The 19015-nt window shown below is 66.1% G+C and carries 22 protein-coding genes; 12 read left to right on the top strand and 10 right to left on the bottom strand.

The window, feature by feature from the left end:
• Positions 1-17: 17 nt before the first annotated feature.
• Both ADBZ5N_RS00460 and ramB read right to left on the bottom strand, forming a co-directional pair.
• On the bottom strand, positions 18-560 hold the full coding sequence (locus tag ADBZ5N_RS00460) for a carboxymuconolactone decarboxylase family protein (RefSeq protein WP_526255508.1): 543 nt from the start codon (positions 558-560) through the stop codon (positions 18-20).
• Entirely contained in the window at positions 560-1984 is a 1425-nt protein-coding gene (ramB, locus tag ADBZ5N_RS00455) for an acetate metabolism transcriptional regulator RamB (RefSeq protein WP_526255507.1), read from the bottom strand. The genes ADBZ5N_RS00460 and ramB overlap by 1 nt, the downstream gene beginning before the upstream one ends.
• Before the next feature lie 142 nt (positions 1985-2126).
• Between ramB and ADBZ5N_RS00450 the strand changes: the two genes are divergently transcribed.
• From ADBZ5N_RS00450 to ADBZ5N_RS00435, 4 genes are all read left to right on the top strand, one after another.
• Positions 2127-2900 (top strand): acyl-[acyl-carrier-protein] thioesterase, encoded by a 774-nt coding sequence (locus ADBZ5N_RS00450; protein ID WP_526255528.1) that lies wholly within the window; start codon positions 2127-2129, stop codon positions 2898-2900.
• A 247-nt stretch (positions 2901-3147) separates the two neighbouring features.
• Positions 3148-4440, top strand: coding sequence for an isocitrate lyase (gene aceA / locus ADBZ5N_RS00445; protein WP_526255506.1), 1293 nt, complete (start codon positions 3148-3150; stop codon positions 4438-4440).
• Between the two features lie 103 nt (positions 4441-4543).
• Positions 4544-5407, top strand: coding sequence for a 3-hydroxyacyl-CoA dehydrogenase family protein (locus ADBZ5N_RS00440; protein WP_526255505.1), 864 nt, complete (start codon positions 4544-4546; stop codon positions 5405-5407).
• Positions 5408-5525: 118 nt separating this feature from the next.
• Entirely contained in the window at positions 5526-6401 is an 876-nt protein-coding gene (locus ADBZ5N_RS00435) for a cyclopropane mycolic acid synthase family methyltransferase (protein ID WP_526255504.1), read from the top strand.
• A 7-nt stretch (positions 6402-6408) separates the two neighbouring features.
• On the opposite strand, the gene ADBZ5N_RS00430 is transcribed toward ADBZ5N_RS00435, so the two are convergent.
• Together ADBZ5N_RS00430 and ADBZ5N_RS00425 are read right to left on the bottom strand one after the other, a co-directional pair.
• Positions 6409-7296: a polyphosphate kinase 2 family protein gene (locus tag ADBZ5N_RS00430; protein ID WP_526255503.1), complete on the bottom strand. Its 888-nt coding sequence runs from the start codon at positions 7294-7296 to the stop codon at positions 6409-6411.
• Between the two features lie 16 nt (positions 7297-7312).
• On the bottom strand, positions 7313-8038 hold the full coding sequence (locus tag ADBZ5N_RS00425; protein ID WP_526255527.1) for a TetR/AcrR family transcriptional regulator: 726 nt from the start codon (positions 8036-8038) through the stop codon (positions 7313-7315).
• 173 nt (positions 8039-8211) lie between these two features.
• Between ADBZ5N_RS00425 and ADBZ5N_RS00420 the strand changes: the two genes are divergently transcribed.
• From ADBZ5N_RS00420 to ADBZ5N_RS00400, 5 genes are all read left to right on the top strand, one after another.
• On the top strand, positions 8212-9543 hold the full coding sequence (locus ADBZ5N_RS00420) for a DUF445 domain-containing protein (protein WP_526255502.1): 1332 nt from the start codon (positions 8212-8214) through the stop codon (positions 9541-9543).
• A gap of 87 nt (positions 9544-9630) precedes the next feature.
• A complete protein-coding gene (locus ADBZ5N_RS00415; RefSeq protein WP_526255501.1) occupies positions 9631-10041 on the top strand; it encodes a helix-turn-helix domain-containing protein in 411 nt (136 codons plus the stop codon).
• Positions 10042-10110: 69 nt separating this feature from the next.
• A complete protein-coding gene (locus tag ADBZ5N_RS00410; protein ID WP_526255500.1) occupies positions 10111-10749 on the top strand; it encodes a heparin-binding hemagglutinin in 639 nt (212 codons plus the stop codon).
• Positions 10750-10794: 45 nt separating this feature from the next.
• Positions 10795-11076, top strand: a complete 282-nt coding sequence (locus ADBZ5N_RS00405; RefSeq protein ID WP_526255499.1) for a DUF2516 family protein — start codon at positions 10795-10797, stop codon at positions 11074-11076.
• On the top strand, positions 11076-11486 hold the full coding sequence (locus tag ADBZ5N_RS00400) for a DUF2599 domain-containing protein (protein ID WP_526255526.1): 411 nt from the start codon (positions 11076-11078) through the stop codon (positions 11484-11486). Before ADBZ5N_RS00405 ends, ADBZ5N_RS00400 begins: the two co-directional genes overlap by 1 nt.
• A gap of 14 nt (positions 11487-11500) precedes the next feature.
• Here the strand turns inward: ADBZ5N_RS00400 and ADBZ5N_RS00395 are convergent, their stop codons facing one another.
• Genes ADBZ5N_RS00395 through ADBZ5N_RS00375 form a run of 5 tightly spaced genes read right to left on the bottom strand, consistent with a single transcriptional unit; the run spans position 11501 to position 15205 of the window.
• Complete coding sequence (locus ADBZ5N_RS00395; RefSeq protein ID WP_526255525.1) at positions 11501-12451, bottom strand: LmeA family phospholipid-binding protein; 951 nt, start codon at positions 12449-12451, stop codon at positions 11501-11503.
• 21 nt (positions 12452-12472) lie between these two features.
• Positions 12473-13264 (bottom strand): carbon-nitrogen hydrolase family protein, encoded by a 792-nt coding sequence (locus tag ADBZ5N_RS00390; protein WP_526255498.1) that lies wholly within the window; start codon positions 13262-13264, stop codon positions 12473-12475.
• A gap of 49 nt (positions 13265-13313) precedes the next feature.
• Positions 13314-14180, bottom strand: a complete 867-nt coding sequence (locus ADBZ5N_RS00385) for a class I SAM-dependent methyltransferase (protein WP_526255497.1) — start codon at positions 14178-14180, stop codon at positions 13314-13316.
• Positions 14143-14655, bottom strand: a complete 513-nt coding sequence (locus ADBZ5N_RS00380) for a DUF2505 family protein (protein ID WP_526255496.1) — start codon at positions 14653-14655, stop codon at positions 14143-14145. The genes ADBZ5N_RS00385 and ADBZ5N_RS00380 overlap by 38 nt, the downstream gene beginning before the upstream one ends.
• A 43-nt stretch (positions 14656-14698) precedes the next feature.
• A complete protein-coding gene (locus tag ADBZ5N_RS00375; protein WP_526255495.1) occupies positions 14699-15205 on the bottom strand; it encodes a DUF2505 family protein in 507 nt (168 codons plus the stop codon).
• A gap of 26 nt (positions 15206-15231) precedes the next feature.
• Between ADBZ5N_RS00375 and ADBZ5N_RS00370 the strand changes: the two genes are divergently transcribed.
• Positions 15232-16290 carry a UDP-N-acetylmuramate dehydrogenase gene (locus ADBZ5N_RS00370; protein WP_526255494.1) on the top strand — a complete coding sequence of 353 codons (1059 nt, stop codon included), beginning with the start codon at positions 15232-15234 and terminating at the stop codon, positions 16288-16290.
• A 9-nt stretch (positions 16291-16299) separates the two neighbouring features.
• Here ADBZ5N_RS00370 and ADBZ5N_RS00365 read toward each other — a convergent pair whose 3' ends face one another.
• Entirely contained in the window at positions 16300-17052 is a 753-nt protein-coding gene (locus ADBZ5N_RS00365) for an SDR family NAD(P)-dependent oxidoreductase (RefSeq protein ID WP_526255493.1), read from the bottom strand.
• 58 nt (positions 17053-17110) lie between these two features.
• Between ADBZ5N_RS00365 and mshA the strand changes: the two genes are divergently transcribed.
• Positions 17111-18451 (top strand): D-inositol-3-phosphate glycosyltransferase, encoded by a 1341-nt coding sequence (gene mshA, locus ADBZ5N_RS00360; RefSeq protein ID WP_526255492.1) that lies wholly within the window; start codon positions 17111-17113, stop codon positions 18449-18451.
• A complete protein-coding gene (locus ADBZ5N_RS00355; RefSeq protein WP_526255491.1) occupies positions 18448-19014 on the top strand; it encodes a YbjN domain-containing protein in 567 nt (188 codons plus the stop codon). Before mshA ends, ADBZ5N_RS00355 begins: the two co-directional genes overlap by 4 nt.
• Position 19015: the final 1 nt, after the last annotated feature.

Genomic DNA, 19015 nt, shown 5'->3' with positions numbered 1-19015 from the left:
CCTGCTGTGCCGGAGTTTTAGTCGGGGAAGTCCATCGGTACCCGCAGGGTGGCCAAAATCCCGGCAATGGTGTCGTAATGGCCTGTCAGCGCGCAGAATTCGATGATCTGCTCGCGGGTCAAATGCGCCGACAGCGCCGAGAAAGTCTCGTCGGTCAGATCCCGGTCAGTGACGAACTCATCGACCGCCTGAAGCAGCACGCGCTGCCGGCCGGTCAGGCCTTCAGCCTGGGGCCCCTCGAACACCCTTGCCTGCAGCGCGTCATCGACTCCGCGGGAGCGGGCAAGCCGGCGGTGCTGTTGCAGCTCGTACTGCGAACCCCGAAGATGCCCCACCCGCAGGATCACCAGTTCGGTCTCGGTCTTGGGCAGCTTGCCTTTGTTCAACAACTGACCGGCATACGGCAGAAAGGCCAGGAACAGCATCTTGTGCTGACCAAGAGTCTCGAACAGGTGCATGTGCGGCGCCCGGATGGACCGGGCCGCGATCCGGGAGATGATCCAGTTGATCAGGCCGAGTTCACGGCGACCGCCGGGGGGAATGCGCGCAATCTGACTCATCATGTCTCCTTCACCAGGTACGGCGACACCGTGCTGCGGTGTTCGTTGATGTCGAGGGCGCGGCCCAACGCGGGAAAGGCGCGCTGCGGGCAGTTGTCCCGTTCGCAGACCCGACAGCCGGAGCCGATCGGGGTCGCATTGTCTGAGGACAGGTCCAAGCCGCGAGAGTAAACCAGCCGATTGGCTTGGCGCACTTCGCAACCCAGCCCGATCGCGAAGGTTTTACCTGGCTGGCCGTAGTGAGATGCGCGCCGCTCCACCGTTCGTGCGACCCACATGTAGCTGCGCCCGTCGGGCATCTGGGCTATCTGCACGAGGATTTTTCCGGGGTGGGCGAAGGTCTCGTAGACATTCCACAGCGGGCAGGTGCCGCCGGACGAGGAGAAGTGGAACCCCGTGGCAGACTGCCGTTTTGACATGTTGCCCGCTCGGTCGACTCGGACGAAGGAGAACGGCACACCGCGCATCGAGGGCCGCTGCAGAGTGGAGAGTCGGTGACAAATCGTCTCGTAGCTCACCTGGTAGAAAGCCGACAGCCGTTCGATGTCGTAACGGAAGTCTTCGGTGACATCATGGAACTGGCGGTAGGGAAGCACGGTGGCGGCGGCGAAGTAGTTGGCCAGTCCCAGCCTAGCGAGCCTGCGGGATTCGTCACTGGTGAACTTGCCGTCGGTGACCATCGTGTCGATGAGGTTGCCGACTTCCAGGTAGGCCAGTTCGGCGGCCATCTTGAAGGCGCGCTGACCCGCGGAGAGGTGGGTGGAGATCTCCAAGGTCTTGGACGCGGGGTGGTAGCGGTGCAGGACGGTGTCGCCGAGGTCGATACGCCGGACGATCCGCACCCCGTGCACCTCGCTGAGCCGCCGGGACAGCTCGGTCCGCAGTTCGCCGCCGTGCATCCGCACCCGCGCGGTCATATCTTCAGCGGCGGTGTCGAGTTCGTGCAGATAGTTCTGCCGTTGGTAGAAGTAGTCGCGCACCTCTTCATGGGGCATCGTGATGGACCCAGTGCCGCTGCCCCCGGTGCTGAGGTTGAACCGATCCTCGGTGGCTTCGGCGAGTTGGGTGGACGTGATCCGGTAGCGGCGGTGCAGGTTCACCATTGCCCGTGCGATCGACGGATGTGCGTTGACCATGTCCACGATCTCTGGTGAATCAATGTCGGCGTCGAGGTCCCGGTCGTACATGACCTCCCTTAACTCGGCCACCAATCGGGTGTCGTCCTGGGAGGCGAAAAACGTCGCATCAACCCCGAACACCTCGGTTATGCGCAGCAGGACGGCGACTGTCAGTGGCCGCACATCGTGTTCGATCTGGTTGAGGTAACTCGGCGAGATTTCCAGCATCTGGGCCAGCGCTGCCTGGCTGAACCCGCGTTCGCTCCTCAGCTGGCGCACCCGCGAGCCGACGAAGGTCTTCGGCATCTGCCCAGCGTACCGGCGTGTGAAGGCGACGTTGGCAGCGTTGACATCTCCGCCGCCCCGGTTGGTTTCCAGATGCCCGTTTGGCATGATCCCGAAGGTGGGCACCAACCTGACTGAGAGCAGCGGTCTGGCAAAGACGTTGATGCCTGTGCCTGATCCGCACCCCGACGTGTTTGACCGGCAGTGGCCGCTGCGCCCCGCCGACGTCGATCGGCTTGGCCGGCTCCGGATGGATGCCGCAACGCGACACATCATGGACATCGGCCAGGATCACCTGCGCGAGATGGGGCACAACGACACCCATCCGCTGTGGATCGTCCGGCGCACGATGGTGGACATGATCCGGCCCATCGAGTTCCAGGACACGTTGCGCCTGCGCCGGTGGTGTTCCGGTGCATCCAACCGGTGGTGTGAGATGCGGGTGCGCATCGACGGCCGCAAAGGTGGCCTCATCGAAACCGAGGCGTTCTGGATCAATTTCAACCGTGAGACTCAGACCCCAGCCCGGATCGCCGACGACTTCATGGAAGCGCTGCTGAAGACCACCTCCGTCGACCGGGTGCGGTGGAAGTCCTATCTGAAGCCGGGGTCACGGGAGGACGCCGACGAGATCCGCGAATTTCCGATCCGGGTCAGCGACATCGATCTGTTCGACCACGTCAACAACTCGGTGTACTGGAAAGTCGTCGAGGAGTTCCTTGCTCCGCACCCCGAACTGCTCGAGGCTCCACTGCGGGTGGCGATCGAGCACGATGCCGCCATCGCCTACGGCGAGAAACTGGAAATTCTGCTCCACGTCTATCCCGCCGGCTCCACCGACGAATTCGGACCCAAACTCACCGACCGCACTGTTAGAACGCTCACATACCTCGTCGGTGACGAGGTCAAGGCGCTCGCGGCGATCTTTCCGCTGTGAGTCGCCGCGGATCGGCCCCACTGCGGTTGACCTGCGCAATCAACTGAGGGCTGACGACGGGCCCGCAACACCGGCAGCCGATCTTCGCAATCTTTGCAAGTTAACGGCGCTGAGTTGCCAAAGTTGGCAAATGGCAACGTTTTGACCTGCGGATATTCGATGTGTAAGGGTCGCGTTAGCACAGCAGCTAAGGGGGGCAGGGGTTCGCATTCCAGTGCGCGCCCGGTCGATATACGAAGGAGAGATCATGTCGGTTTCCAGCGTCGGCAAGCCCAGGAGCGCGGCGGACATCCAGCGGGACTGGGCCACCAACCCGCGGTGGAAGGGCATCACCCGGACCTATTCCGCCGAAGAGGTCGTCGCGCTGCAGGGCACCGTCGTCGAGGAGCACACCCTGGCCCGCCGCGGCGCGGAGATCCTCTGGGACCAGGTCAACAACTCCGACTTCGTCAACGCCCTTGGCGCGTTGACCGGCAACATGGCGGTCCAGCAGGTCCGGGCCGGATTGAAGGCCATCTACCTGTCCGGGTGGCAGGTCGCCGGCGACGCCAACCTCTCCGGCCACACCTACCCCGACCAGAGCCTTTACCCGGCCAACTCGGTGCCCCAGGTGGTGCGCCGCATTAACAACGCCCTGCTGCGCGCTGACGAGATCGCCGCGGTCGAGGGTGACACCTCGGTGGACAACTGGCTGGTGCCGATCGTCGCAGACGGCGAGGCCGGTTTCGGTGGCGCGCTCAACGTCTACGAGTTGCAGAAGGCGATGATCGCCGCAGGTGTCGGCGGCTCGCACTGGGAGGATCAGTTGGCCTCGGAGAAGAAGTGCGGCCACCTCGGCGGCAAGGTGCTGATCCCCACCCAGCAGCACATCCGCACGTTGACGGCTGCGCGACTCGCGGCGGACGTCGCTGACGTCCCGACTGTGGTGATCGCTCGCACCGACGCTGAGGCCGCCACCCTGATCACCTCTGACGTTGACGAGCGCGACCAGCCGTTCGTCACCGGCGAGCGCACCTCCGAAGGCTTCTATCACATCAAAAACGGCCTCGAGCCGTGCATCGCCCGCGCCAGGGCCTACGCACCGTTCTCCGACCTGATCTGGATGGAGACCGGCACCCCGGACCTGGAACTGGCGGCGAAGTTCGCCGAAGGCGTCAAGTCCGAGTTCCCGGATCAGCTGCTGGCTTACAACTGCTCGCCGTCGTTCAACTGGAAGCAGCACCTCGACGACGCCACCATCGCCAAGTTCCAAAAGGAGCTCGGCGCAATGGGATTCAAGTTCCAGTTCATCACGCTGGCCGGCTTCCACGCGCTGAACTACTCGATGTTCGATCTGGCCTATGGATACGCCCGCAACCAGATGACCGCCTACGTCGAATTGCAGGAGCGCGAGTTCGCCGCCGAGGCGCGCGGGTACACCGCCACCAAGCATCAGCGTGAGGTCGGTGCCGGCTACTTCGACCGGATCGCCACCACGGTCGACCCGAACTCGTCGACCACCGCGCTGGCGGGCTCGACCGAAGAGGGCCAGTTCCACTAAGCGACGGCCAGCTGCCGGGCAGGCGCGAACTCGCACATTTGAGGCACTCGAGTTTGCGTCTGCTCGCGCTAAAGGTCCGGCAGCTCTGGGAGAGAGGGATGCGATGAGTTCAGCTTCGATCGAGCGGGTCGGCGTCATCGGCGCCGGCCAGATGGGCGGCGGGATCGCCGAGGTGTGTGCGCGCGCGGGGGTGGGCGTCACGGTCTTCGAGACCACCGAGGCGTTGGTCACCGCGGGCCGCAACCGCATCGTCAAGTCGTTGGAACGCGGGGTCAGCTCCGGCAAGATCACCGAGCGGGAGCGCGACGGCGCCCTCGATCGGCTGCGGTTCACCACCACGTTGTCGGATCTGGCCGACCGCCAGCTCGTCATCGAGGCGGTGGTCGAGGACGAGAACGTCAAAGCCGGGATCTTCAGCCAGCTGGACGAGATCATCACCGACCCCGACGCGGTCTTGGCCTCCAATACCTCCAGCATTCCGATTATGAAGCTCGGCGCGGCGACCAAGAGCCCCGGCCGGGTTCTTGGGCTGCATTTTTTCAACCCCGTGCCGGTGCTGCCGCTGGTTGAACTGGTCACCACGTTGGCCACCAGCCCACAGGCCGCGGCCCGAACCGAGCAATTCGCCGAGTCGGTGCTGGGTAAGCAGGTCGTCCGCTGCTCGGACCGGTCGGGGTTCGTGGTCAACTTCCTGCTGGTGCCCTACTTGCTGTCTGCGATCCGGATGGTCGAGTCCGGGGTGGCCACCGTCGAGGATGTCGACAAGGCGGTGGTTGCCGGGTTGTCGCACCCGATGGGCCCGCTGCGGCTGTCCGATCTGATCGGCCTGGACACCTTGAAGTTGATCGCCGACAAGATGTTCGATGAGTTCAAAGAGCCCCACTACGGCCCGCCCCCCCTGTTGTTGCGGATGGTGGAAGCCGGACGGTTGGGCAAGAAATCCGGGCAGGGCTTCTACACGTACTGATGTGCCTGCTGACCGCTTGGAATGTGCAATCGTCAGGCCAGTTGGGCTACCCTAACGGGTGCGCTTGGACGGGTGAGCCGGCCGGCGGCCGGTGATATTTCTGAAGGGTAGCGGCAGAATGACGAACGTCGACTCGGACCTGACTCCCTACTACGAGGAGTCCCAGTCCATCTACGACGTCTCCAACGACTTCTTCGCGCTGTGGCTCGGCCCCACCATGGGATACACCTGCGGGTACTACGAGCGCGACGATATGAACCTCGAGGAATCCCAGAACGCCAAGTTCGATCTGGCGCTGGGCAAGCTCAACCTCGAACCCGGTATGACGCTGCTCGATGTGGGATGCGGCTGGGGCGGCTGCATGGAACGCGCCGTGGAGAAGTTCGACGTCAACGTTATCGGCATCACGCTGAGCAAGGCGCAGTCTGAGTTCGCCCGGGAGCGGCTGGCCAAGCTGGACACCAACCGATCCATCGAGGTCCGACTGCAGGGCTGGGAGGAGTTCGACGACTCCGTCGACCGGATCGTGAGCATCGGGGCTTTCGAGGCCTTCAAAGCCGAGCGGTATCCGGTGTTCTTCGAACGTGCTTATGACATCCTGCCCAGCGACGGCCGGATGCTGCTGCACACGATCCTGGCGCACACCCAGAAATTCTTCCGGGACAACGGAATCAAGCTGACCATCAGCGATTTGAAGTTCATGCGGTTCATCGGCACCGAGATCTTCCCGGGCGGCCAGTTGCCGGCGGTTGAGGACATCGAAAAACTCGCCGCCGATTCCGGCTTCACTCTGGAGCGCGTCCACCTGCTGCGCCCGCACTACGCCCGGACGCTGGACATGTGGGCGGCGAACCTGGAGGCCAAGCGCGACGAGGCCATCGCCATCACCGACGAGGCGACCTACGACAAGTACATGAAGTACCTGACCGGTTGCGCCGACTTCTTCCGCCGCGGCGTCACCAACATCGGTCAGTTCACCCTGGTGAAGGGCTGAGCCCCGGTCAGGCTTCAGCCACCCGCTTTCGCTCCAGTTCGACGTCGAAATCCGCTGGCGGCCAGGACAAATCCATGGCCGTCAGGGCCTCGATGAGCAGTTCGGTGACCGCCAGTCGGGCATACCACTTCTTGTCGCACGGCAGCACGAACCACGGCGCGTGATCGGTGTTTGTCCGGTCCAGCATGACCTGGTAGGCCTCCTGGTAGCCCGGCCACAGCTTGCGCTCGTCGAGATCTCCAGGGTTGTACTTCCAGAACTTGTCCGGCCGCTGGAGGCGCTCGGTGAGCCGCGCCTTCTGCTCCTCGAGTGAGACGAACATAGCCACCTTGACGATGCTGGTGCCCGCCTCGACGAGTTCGGACTCAAAGGTGTTGATCTCGTCGTAGCGCCCCTCCAGTTCATCGGGCGGCACCAACTCGTGCACCCGGACCACCAGGACGTCCTCATAGTGCGAGCGGTCGAACACGCCGATGTGCCCGGCCCGGGGGAGTGCCTTGTTGATCCGCCAGAGGAAATGGTGTGCGCGCTCCTCCGGGGTGGGCTTGCCGAAGCTGTGGTAGTCGATGCCCATCGGGTTCCCGGCACCGACCACGTGGGTGACGATGCCGCCCTTGCCCGCGGTGTCCATGCCTTGCAGCACGAGCAGCACCGAGCGGTGGTCACCTTCCCGGCCGTTGGCGTAGAGCATCTCCTGCAACTCGGCGAAGTGCTCACCACGCTCAGCGGTGACAGCCTCGGCGTCGTCGCGGTTGCCGGTGAAACCAGGGCTGGTGTTGGTTTCGATCTCGCTGACCTTGTTCCCCGGGCGGAAACGCAGCGCCTCCGAGGGGTGGTGGGTCCACAGGGATTTCTCTCGCAGTGCGGACTTCTCGCGCGAATTCTTCTCGGCCATGGCCGAAGACTAGAGACTAAAGCGTCGTTGCGGGCCGCAATGCGGGGACCTCAGGTGAAGGGTGCGGATCGGACCGAAACCGGTCCAGCGAACCGCCCACTTCGACGATGCCGCACAGCGCGCTCCAGCACAGCATTGTCAGATAGTCGATCAGATCATCGGTGCTCATCCGAGGGTTGGACATCCATGAGTGGGTGGCTTGTTGGACACCGCCGACAATCAGGAACGCCCACGGTTCCACGCCGCGGGTGTCCATGCCCGCGACCTGCATCCGGCGGCGCAGCATGACCGCCAACATCCGGGCGATGATCTGCTCGGAGTCGGCGATCACCTTGTTCTTGCTCGCCGAGGAATTGGCCATCACGAAGCGGTACGGCTCGGGTTCGGCTGCCACGGTGTCGACGTAGACCCGGATGATCTCCCGGGTGAGGTCGTAACCGTCCAGGTTCGACGACAGCGCGGCAGCCATATTCGGGATCAGCGTGGTCTGCGCGAAGCGCATCATCACCGCGGTGGTGAGATCGTTCTTATCGACGAAATAGCGATACAGCACGGTTTTGGACACGCCGATCTCGGTGGCGATCTCGTCCATGCTGACATCACGTCCCTGCCGGCGGATGGCGTCCAGTGCGCCGTCGACCAGCTCGGTTCGCCGTTCCACCTTGTGCTGGTGCCAGCGTCGTTTGCGCCCGTCTGTCTTCGGGGTTTTGGGTGCGATGCCGGGTTTGATGGTGTGCACCATCTCCGGTGCCCCGAGTCCTGACTGAGTCACTTTTGCCGGCTCCATCCCGATCTCCTCGGCTGGAGTCTACCGGCGATGTGCCGGAAAGTTGTGACGGCCGGTCACACTAATCAGCGCTCTGCTGCTGGCGAATAGGGGACAGCCGTCGAGCCGAAATAGCGGATGATGGTGACGTGGCTGCCCAACACCGGCTTGCAACCCATCCGCATCCTCCCGCGGCGCGCGGTTCGTTTGCTGAATCCTTCGTCGGCGCCGACCCGGAGGCGGATGCCGAGCGCGCGCGCAGCCTGCGTCAGATGAAAGCGGTGGCGCTGGGATTCCTCATCGGCGCCACCGTCATCTTCCTGGCCTGCCGATGGGGAATGTCCCAGGGGGGCCCCAGCTGGCTCGGCTACGTCGGCGCCGCCGCCGAAGCCGGCATGATCGGCGCGCTGGCCGACTGGTTCGCCGTCACCGCTCTGTTCCGGCATCCGCTGGGTCTGAAAATCCCGCACACGGCCATCATCAAACGCAAGAAGGACCAGCTCGGCGAAGGGCTCGGAACCTTCGTGCGGGAAAACTTCCTGTCCCCGGAGGTGGTCGAGACCAAGCTGCGGGATGCCGAGATCGCCAGCCGGCTGGGGAAGTGGCTGGCCGAGCCCGACCATGCGGCGCGGGTGGCCGAGGAGGCCGCGACGGTGCTGAGGGTCGGCGTGGAACTACTCAACGACGAGGACATTCAGCAAGCCATCGACCGCACCATCGTCAAGAGGCTCGCCGAGCCGCAATGGGGTCCGCCGGTCGGCCGGGTGCTCAACCAGCTACTGGTGGAGCACCGCCAGGAGGCGCTGATCCAGCTGCTGGCCGATCGGGCCTTCGAATGGGCGCTCAACGCCGGGCCGACCATCGAGCGGGTGGTGCTGCGTGATTCGCCCAGTTGGTCTCCGAAGTTCGTCGACCATCTCGTCGGGGACCGCATTCACCGCGAGCTGATGGACTTCACCGACAAGGTGCGCCGCAACCCCAACCACGAGTTGCGCCAGTCGGCCACCCGCTTTCTGTTCGAGTTCGCCAATGACCTGCAGAACGATCCGTCCACCATCTCCAAGGCCGAGACGGTCAAAGAACAACTCATGGAGCGCGACGAGGTGACCCGCGCCGCGGAAACTGCCTGGAAGACCCTCAAGCGACTGATGCTCGACGGTGTCAACGACCCCTCGAGTGCGCTGCGCGGACGGATCGCGGACTCGGTGGTCCGGATCGGGGAGTCGCTGCGCGATGACGCCGAACTGCGCGACAAGGTCGACGACTGGATCCTGCGCGGAGCTCAGCATCTGGTGACCCAGTACGGCAGCGAGGCCACCACGATCATCACCGAGACCATCGAACGATGGGACGCCGAGGAGGCCAGCCGACGCATCGAGTTGCATGTCGGTCGCGACCTTCAATTCATCCGCATCAACGGGACCGTCGTCGGCGCGCTGGCCGGCCTGGTGATCTATACCGTGGCGCAAATCCTCTTCTGACCTGCGCTAGCTAGTGCTTGCAATTGTTAGCACTAACGGGTACGGTTATCTCATATGCAAACGACAACCGTTCCCGCGAGGAGGCGAATGACGGCTCAAGAGTCAGACCTCGCCGCCGTGGTGAGTAACGCCGCCCAGGACATCGGCAGCTTCATCCGCACCCAGCGGGAGGCCGCCCAGGTCTCGGTACGCCAACTCGCCGAGCGGGCCGGAGTGAGCAACCCCTACCTCAGCCAAATCGAGCGGGGGCTGCGCAAGCCGTCTGCGGAAGTGCTGAGCCAGATCGCCAAGGCGCTTCGGCTGTCGGCGGAAGTCCTCTATGTGCGGGCTGGGATTCTCGAGCCCGGGCAGCCGAGCCAGGTGCACGACGCCATCATCGGTGACGCCGCGATCAGCGAACGGCAGAAGCGCGTCCTGCTCGACATCTACACATCGTTCTGTCAACAGAACCAGGTAGACCCGCTTGCCGATAACGCAGGGGAGCCGCCGGCTGAGTAACGCGGACATCTTTGCGGCATGACTGAAAAACCGAAAGCTCCACGAGAACACCGAAAGGAAAACGGCCCCATGGCTAAGAAGAACAAGAACGAGAACACCATCGAAGATCTCAAGGCTCCGCTGCTAGCTGCGGTCGGTGCTGCTGACCTGGCGCTGGCCACCGTCAATGAGATCGTTATCACGCTGCGCGAGCGCGCTGAGGTCGCCGGCGACCGCATGGACGATCGGCGTGCTGCGCTGACCCGTCTGCAGGAAGAGCTGCCCAAGCGGACCGAGGAGCTGCGCGGTCGGCTCACCACTGACGAGCTGCGCAAGGCGGCCGACGAGTTCCTCGTCGACGCCACCGAGACCTACACCAGCCTGATCGCCCGCGGCGAGGCCGCTCTTGAGCGGCTCAAGGGTCAGCCGGAGTTCAAGGAGGCTGCCGACCGCGTCGAGGGTTACGTCGACCAGGCCGTCGAGCTGACCCAGGAAGCCCTGGGCAACGTCTCGGCGCAGACCCGCGCTGTCGGCGAGCGCGCCGCCAAGCTGGTCGGCGTCGATTTGCCGGCCAAGGATGCCCCGGCCAAGAAGGCCGTCGCCAAGAAGGCCGCTCCGGCCAAGAAGGCTGCTGCCAAGAAGGCCGCTCCGGCCAAGGCTGCTGCCAAGAAGGTCGCCAAGAAGGCTCCGGCCAAGAAGGCTCCGGCCAAGAAGGTCACCCAGAAGTAAGCCTCTAGTTCGACGCTAGGACGAGACCCGCCTACCCTTGGAGCCGTGATGCTTCAAGGTGTGGCGGGTCTCGTTCTTTCTGTCCTGTCCTGGGTGGTGCTGGCGGCCGTCGTGTACGCATTCGTGCACGCCGCGATGCAGCGCCCGGATGCCTACACTGCCGTCGACAAGCTCACCAAGCCGGTGTGGCTGGGCATCCTCGGCGTGTCGGGCCTGCTGTCACTGGTTCTCGGTGTGACGGGGTCGGTGATCGCCGCGGTCGCGGCCGGTGTCTACCTGGCCGACGTGCGGCCCAAACTCCTCGACGTTCAGGGCAAGTCCCGCTGATCGGGAAGCCGATCGCGGCACTCGCCGCGGCAGCGGCCTGCTGCATGACGTATCCGGCCGCCGCGTCGGCGGATGCCGGAACGCCGCCGCCCTACATCGATTCCGTTCGGTGGGTCAGCTACGACGGCCTGCCCACGCTACGGGTCTATCCCACCTCGGCCGGCCGGGACGTCGCCGGTGACTTCGGCAAGACCGGAGCGCAGACGAATGAGGCGTGGGCTGAGGTCCTGGCACTGGCCCCGGACGCCGATACCGCGAGCATGCGCTCCCAGTTCCTGTGCCATTGGCGCTTCGCCGAGTTCGCCGAGCCGGGCAAGTCCAGTTGGGACCTTGAAGCGTGGCGTCCGGCAGTTGATGAGAGCGCCATGGTGCTGGCCGGCTGCAACCCGGGCGGCGCGGAGAAGGGCTGACTGGAGAGCGCTGGCTAGAGCCCTGCGAAGCAGGGATCCTGCGCGGCGTTGGGGATCGTCGCGTCACGCGTGATGAAGCGCGCCGTCACCCCGCTGTCGGTGACTCCCACGCTTTCGGCTCGGATTCCCATTGGCAGATTCTTGGTCAGCTGGTCGGTGAACGCGTCCAGCGCGGGCTGCACCGTCTCGCGGGGCAGGGTGAAGCCGAGGCCGGTCACTTGCAGCACCTGCAAGGCCAAGCCGTCGGCGGCCACCTCCGGCTTGATCGTGACGGTTCCCAGTGGCCCCACCACCTCCAGCGTGCCCGCAGCCGGGTCGGGGGTGACACCGCTGACCAGACCGCCGATCAGCGGGATCATGCCGGAGACTGTCTGCTGAATTCCCTCCGACGACCAGGTGATGTCGGCGTCCAGCGCGCCGAGGGTGCCCGCTGAGTCCGCGCTCTGGTTCATCCGGACATCATCGAGGCGCAGCTGCAATTTCATCCCCTTGGCTTCCCGGATCTGGTTGCCCGCGGTTTCCACGCGCATATCCCGGTAGTGGTGGGTGAAATGTTGCAGCAGGAACGGCCGCACCCCGAACGATGCGGTCGCGCTGTCCTGCACCACACAACTGACCGCTTTGGCGACGATCGAGTTGGCGCGGTGCCGCGCGTAGAACTCCCCGCCCAATAAGGCCGCCAACGCCAGCGCCACCACGATGACCAGCGCCAGTGCCACCGACAGCGGGTCACCGAATAGTCCGCGGCGAGGTTCCTCTGGTTCGACCGGGCGCGGGATGTACTGGGTGGGCGGTTCGTCGTAACCCTGTGTCGGTGGTCCCTGTGTCGGTGGTCCCTGTGCCGGGACTGCGGCCGGTGGTGGCGATGGGTGAGGCGGCAAACTCTGTCCCGGGTACTGGGGCGGGCCCGGGTACTGGGGCGGGCCCGGGTACTGGGGACCTGGGGGTTGACCCGGGGGCGGGATCGTCACTCGGCCGATTGTGCCTTACGAATCGCGGCTGAGGCGATTGCGCAGCACGCCAACCGTCTCGCGGATTGCCGGGAGGCCGCCCAGATCCAGATCGCACACCACCAGTTGCGGGTCGGGGCCCGCTGCGGCGAGTATCTCTCCCAGCGGAGAGGCCACGAGGCTGCCGCCGACTCCGGTGGGAGCTTGGGCCGCCACCTGCGAGCCGGGATAGGCCTGTCCGGCCCCCGCTACGAAACAGCCGGAGTCCAGCGCCCGGGCCCGGGCCAGCAGCGTCCACTGATCGAGCTTCCCGGGGCCGTCCCCCCAGGATGCGCTGACGGTGATGACCTCGGCGCCGCGGTCGGCGAGTTCGGTGTAGAGGTACGGGAAGCGGATGTCGTAGCACAGGGTCACCCCGACACCGGTACCGCCGACGTCGACGACCACCGATTCGCGTCCGGGGGCGACGGTCTGGGACTCGGCGAACCCGAACGCGTCGTACAGGTGGATCTTGTCGTAGCGGGCCTCAACGCCGGCGCCGGTCGCCAGCAGGGTGTTGGTGACCCGACCATCGGGCGTCGGGGTGAACATCCCGGCGAAGACGGTGATCCCGGCGTCGCCGGCTATCCCACGCACGGCATCGGCCCAGCGTCCGTCGATCGGTTCGGCGACCTCGCCCAGGGCCACGCCAAACCGGCACATGGTCGCCTCCGGAAACACCACCAGCCGAGCACCGGCCTCAGCAGCGCGGCGGGTGTAGTCGGCGACGATCGAAAGGTTGGCGGCCGGGTCGGTCCCGGCCTGAATCTGCGCCAGCGCGATTCGCATGGCTGCCTAGGCTAGTCGCCCTCACTCGGCGCCGAGCGTGACGCCGGGGTCACAGAGGGGCAGTGGGGGGTGGGGCAGTGGGGGGTGGGGCAGTGGGGGGTGGGGCGACGCTCGCCCACGGCACAGTCAGCACCCCGTCCCGGGGATTGCCCCGCTGGGCCTCGACCGGAATCCCCTCCGCCCGCAGCCCCGCCAGCATCGCCCGCCACCGGGCCCGCGGCCCGAATACCGACTGCCCTGCTGCCGCCGCCCATGCGCGGTCGGCCGCATCGAGCAGAGCGTGGATCGGTTGGCCGGGAATGTTGTGGTGGATAAGCGCCTTCGGCAAGCGTTCGGCGAGGTCCGACGGCCGCTCGATGGCCTTCGGGTCGCAGGCCAGCGTCAAACTCAGCGGGCCGTCGCGGTCCAGCAGCACCCAACAGCCGCGCCGGCCCACCTCATCGCAGGTGCCGTCCACCAGCAGCCCGCCGGGTGCCAGGTTGTCCAGCATGGTGCGCCAGGCGGCCGCCACCGCCTCCTCGGGGTACTGGCGCAGCACGTTGAACGCCCGCAGCAGAACCGGGTGCAACCCGGCGAGTTCGAAACCGCCGAGCCGGAATTCGGTGCCCGCAGCGGCGTAATCATGTGCCGCGGCAACGCGCTCCGGGTCGATCTCCAGGCCGACCACCCGCACGTCGGGCCGCACCGACCGCAACCGGTCCGCCAACTCCAGGGTGGTGACCGGCAACCGTCCGTAGCCGAGGTCGATCACCACCGGCGTCTCGGCGGCGATCAACGCCGCCAGCACCCGGGGGGAGTGCACCAACCACCGGTCGGCTCGCCGCAGCCGGTTGGTGCCGGTGGTACCGCGGGTCGGAATGCCGACCGGCCGGTGCGTCCTAGCGATGGCCGACAATCCAGTCCGCGGTGAATTCACCTTCTTTTTTGAAGAGCATCTTCAGACCGCCCATGACCAAACCCTCGATCTGTCCGCCGATGAGTGGCGCCCGCACCCGACACACGCTCTCCAGTCGCATCCGGCTGCCGCGTTCGGTGTCGGTGATCACGTAGTCGCCGGTGAGTTCGACCGGGGCGGGAATGTGCGCGAGGTAACGGCCCAGCGCACTATTGGACGGTGCGTCGAACGGCTCGAAGTGCTGCTCCCGGGTGACCACGAAGGTACCCGGCAACACCGGCCGGGCGATCGGCGGCAAATCCTCCGAGGTCATGATGTGACTGAATGACACGTGGGTCCCGGTGTCGTCGGAGGAGAAGTGCGCTATCTCGGTGCGTCCGGCGTTCTCCCGGTAGTACTCGACGAGATCCTGCCAGTAGTCCACCTTGGTGAACAGGCTGTACATCTTGGCGGCCGGCAGGTCCACGTCGATGTCGAAGGTCATGCTGCGGGGCATTCAATCAGCATTGCATCAACCGTGGCTCAGGATGCCGGTGCCATCAGTGATTCTCGACGATCCACCTCGTGGTGAACTCCTGCTCGGTGTTGAGCAGGTTGATGAGCTGGGTGCCGATGAACTTCTCCATTTTGCGGCCGACCAGCGGGATGCGGACGTCGACGACGGCTTGGATGACCAGCCGCGCCCCTGCGCCGAAAGCCGAAAGGCTGGCGTCGCCGTTGAGGCTTACCGGTGCCCGCACGATAGAGCTGGCCACCGAGGCTTCGGCGGCGCCGTCGGACAAGCCGGTCCAGGTCTCGGCCCGCCGGATCTCTAGGTCGCCTTTGTGGAACTGGTGCACCACGCCCGGCAGCCGTTCGGCGCGAAGCACCTGCGTGGTTACCACGTCAACGCCGCCGTCGCCGCCGAGGTGAAACGCGTTCAGCGTCCAGTCGTCGGCACCGGAGGCGGCCAGTCGAGCCATCCAGTACTGCTGATCGCGAAAGGCGTCATGAACCTGCTCCACCGTCCCCTCGTACTCGGTGGCCATGTCGAACGAACGCGGCATAGCGGTTGAGGCTACCGTTACCCGGCGTGGCCCTACAGGAGGACTTCGGCGGAGCGCAGGTCACCACCAACGTGGCCCTGGCGTCGTTGACAACGCTGCGTGTGGGCCCCGTCGCCCGTCGTGTGATCACCTGTGCCAGTACCGATCAGATCGTCGCAACGCTGCGCACGCTGGACTCCGGCGGTCAGCCCGCTCTGGTGCTCGGTGGCGGCTCCAACGTGGTGGTGGCCGACGATTTGACCGATCTCACCGTGGTGCGCCTGGCCAGTGCCGGAGTCACCATCGAGGGCGCGAGGCTGCGGGCCGAGGCCGGGGCCGACTGGGACGCAGTCGTGGACCAGGCGGTGCGGGCCGGCCTTGGCGGGCTGGAATGCCTCGCTGGAATCCCCGGCTCGGCCGGGGCCACCCCGGTGCAGAACGTCGGCGCCTACGGCGTCGAGGTGGCCGACTGCATCACTCGGGTCTTGCTGCTTGATCGGCGCAGCGGCGAGGCGGAATGGGTGCCCGCCGATGAGTTGGGTTTCGGTTACCGGCACAGCGTGCTGAAGAACTCTGCTGATGCCACCGTGCTGGAGGTGGAGTTCACCCTCGACCCGCACGGGCGCTCCGCCCCGGTGCGCTACGGCGAACTCGCCTCCGCACTCGGCGTCGCGGTCGGCGACCGCAGTGACCCCGCGCGGGTGCGTGCGACGGTGCTGTCGCTGCGCGGCGCTAAAGGCATGGTGCTCGACCCGGGGGATCACGACACCTGGAGTGTCGGTTCCTTTTTCACCAACCCGGTGGTGTCCGACCAACAGTTCGCCTCGATCCGCGATCAGTCGGCGGTGGCCGTCCCGCACTACCCGGCCGACGGCGGAGTCAAGCTGGCGGCTGGCTGGCTGGTGGAACAGGCCGGGTTCGGCAAGGGCTATCCCGGTTCCGGCTCGTGCCGGTTGTCCACCAAACACGCCCTCGCCCTGACCAATCGTGGCGGAGCCAGCACCGCCGACGTGTTGGAGTTGGCGCGCACCGTCCGAGACGGCGTGCGGGCGGCGTTCGGGGTGACGCTGACACCCGAACCGGTGCTGGTGGGTTGCGCGCTGTAGGACCGGCGGTTAAGTCCGTCGGTGGTACCGACTGGCGCTGGCCTGGTCGCGGGGTCGGATGACGATCTGATCGATGTTGACGTGCGGCGGGCGAGCGGCGACGAACCCGATCACCTCGGCGACGTCTTCGGCCGTCAGAGGAGTGATACCGGCGTAGACGGCATCGGCGCGTTGGGTGTCCCCCCCGAAGCGGACCAGGGAGAACTCGGTCTGCACCGCACCCGGGGCGATCTCGGTGAGTCGGACGGGCTTTCCGAGCAGTTCACCGCGCAGCGTCCGATGCACCGCACCCTGAGCGTGTTTGGCCGCGGTGTAGCCGGCGCCGCCGTCGTACACCTCCAAGGCGGCGATCGAGGTGACGGTGACGATCAGGCCGTCTCCGGAAGCGATCAGGGCCGGTAGCAGCGCTCGGGTGACCCGCAACGTGCCGAGGACGTTGGTGTCCCACATCCAGCGCCAGTCGTCCAGGTCCGCCTCGGCGACCGACTGCAGGCCCTTGGCGCCGCCGGCGTTGTTCACCAGGACATCGACCCGTTCCAGTTGTCGTGCCAGGGACTGCACGGATGCCTCGTCCGTCACGTCCCCGGGTACGGCGGTGCCGCCGATTTCGGCTGCAAGCCGTTTGATCCGGTCGGCGCGACGGGCCACCGCGACGACGTGAAAACCCTGGGCGGCAAGCGTTCTCGCTGTCGCCTCACCAATGCCCGAACTGGCACCGGTCACCACGGCGACGCGCGAGTGGGCGTCTGGCAGTGCGGTCATCGCATCGACTCTAGCCACAGCGACACTGGCCGGTGCCGACGTCGGGCATGATGGTGGGGTGCGGGAACCCCGGGACCTGGCCGATGTCGGTGCGTTACCGCGTCGGGTTGCGGTGTTGTCGGTGCACACTTCGCCCTTGGCCCAACCCGGAACCGGCGATGCCGGTGGGATGAACGTCTACGTCCTGCAGACCGCGTTGCATATGGCCGCCCGCGGCGTGGACGTGGAGATCTTCACCCGGGCCACGTCCTCGGCCGACCCGCCGACGGTCCGGGTTGCGCCGGGGGTGCTGGTGCGCAACGTGGTGGCCGGGCCCTTCGAAGGTCTGCACAAATACGACCTGCCGACGCAGTTGTGCGCCTTCACCGCCGGCGTTCTGCGTGCCGAGGCCAACCACGAACCAGGCCACTACGACATCGTTCATTCGCATTACTGGCTCTCTGGTCAGGTCGGCTGGCTGGCCCGCGACCGCTGGGCCGTTCCCCTGGTGCACACCGCCCACACCCTTGCAGCGGTGAAGAACGCGGCACTGGCCGACGGTGACGCCCCTGAACCGCCGCTGCGCTCCGTCGGTGAACAACAGGTGGTCGATGAAGCCGACCGACTCATCGTCAACACCGAAGACGAAGCGCGGCAATTAGTCTCGCTGCACGGCGCTGATCCCACCCGGATCGACGTGGTCCATCCGGGAGTGGATCTGCAGATGTTCACCCCGGGTGACCGGGCGGCTGCCCGTGCCGCCCTGGGGCTGCCGGCCGATGAACCGGTCGTGGCATTCGTCGGCCGGATACAGCCGCTGAAGGCCCCCGATGTCCTGCTTCGGGCGGCGGCGCTGCTGCCCACGACGCCGGCCGGCCCGGCGCGGGTCGTGGTTGCCGGCGGTGCCTCCGGCAACGGACTGGCCGCCCCGGACAGCCTCCGGAGGCTGGCCGCCGAACTCGGTATCGCCGATCGGGTGACGTTCCTGCCGCCGCAGGCCCGCGAGCACCTGGTCAACGTCTACCGGGCCGCGGACCTGGTAGCCGTGCCCAGCTACTCGGAGTCCTTCGGCCTGGTCGCCGTCGAAGCGCAGGCCTGCGGGACGCCGGTGGTCGCGGCCGCGGTGGGTGGGCTGCCGGTCGCGGTGGATGACGGCCGCAGCGGCACCCTGGTCGCCGGACATGACCCGCGCCAGTGGGCCGAGGCGATCTCCGGGCTGCTCGATGCCGACGCAGACGCCCTGCGCATGGCGGCGGTCGCCCATGCGGCCCGGTTCTCCTGGGACCACACCGTCGACGCCCTGTTGGCCAGTTACGGCCGCGCCCTCGCCGACTACCGTCGAACCCACCGTTCGGTGCGGGAGCAGAGCGGTCGGCGGCCGGTGCGCCGCTGGACGAGGCGCCGAGGGGTACGCGCGTGACGGCCGCCGACCCGCGCGAGACCGAGCGGCGTGTGCAGGAGGAGATCGAGCAGACACTGGCCGAGCACGGGTTGAGTTTCACCCGCTATGAAGGTGCCCACGGCGGCCTGCCGGGACTCATCGTGGAACTGCCCGGTGAGCGCAAGCTGATCACTAATACCCTGCTGTCCATCGGGGAGCACTCGGTGCGGGTGGAGGCGTTCGTCTGCCGCCGGCCCGATGAGAACCACGAGGGCGTCTACCGGTTCATCCTCAAGCGGAACCGTCGCCTTTACGGGGTTGCCTACACCCTGGACAACATCGGCGACATCTACTTGATCGGCCGCATCGCCTTGGACGTCATCAACGCCGACGAGATCGACCGGGTGCTGGGCCAAGTGGTCGAGGCGGTCAACAACGACTTCAATACGCTGCTCGAACTCGGCTTCGCCTCCTCGATCCGCAAAGAGTGGGCCTGGCGGTTGGCCCGTGGGGAGTCGCTGAAGAATCTCAAAGCCTTCGAGCATCTGATCGACGACGACGATGCCGGCCGCGGACCCGGAGAAGGCGAGTCGGGCAACTAGC

Origin of the sequence: Mycobacterium sp., from assembly GCF_044370595.1 — a bacterium.
Lineage (GTDB): Bacteria > Actinomycetota > Actinomycetes > Mycobacteriales > Mycobacteriaceae > Mycobacterium.
This window is presented reverse-complemented; position numbering and strand designations above follow the sequence as displayed.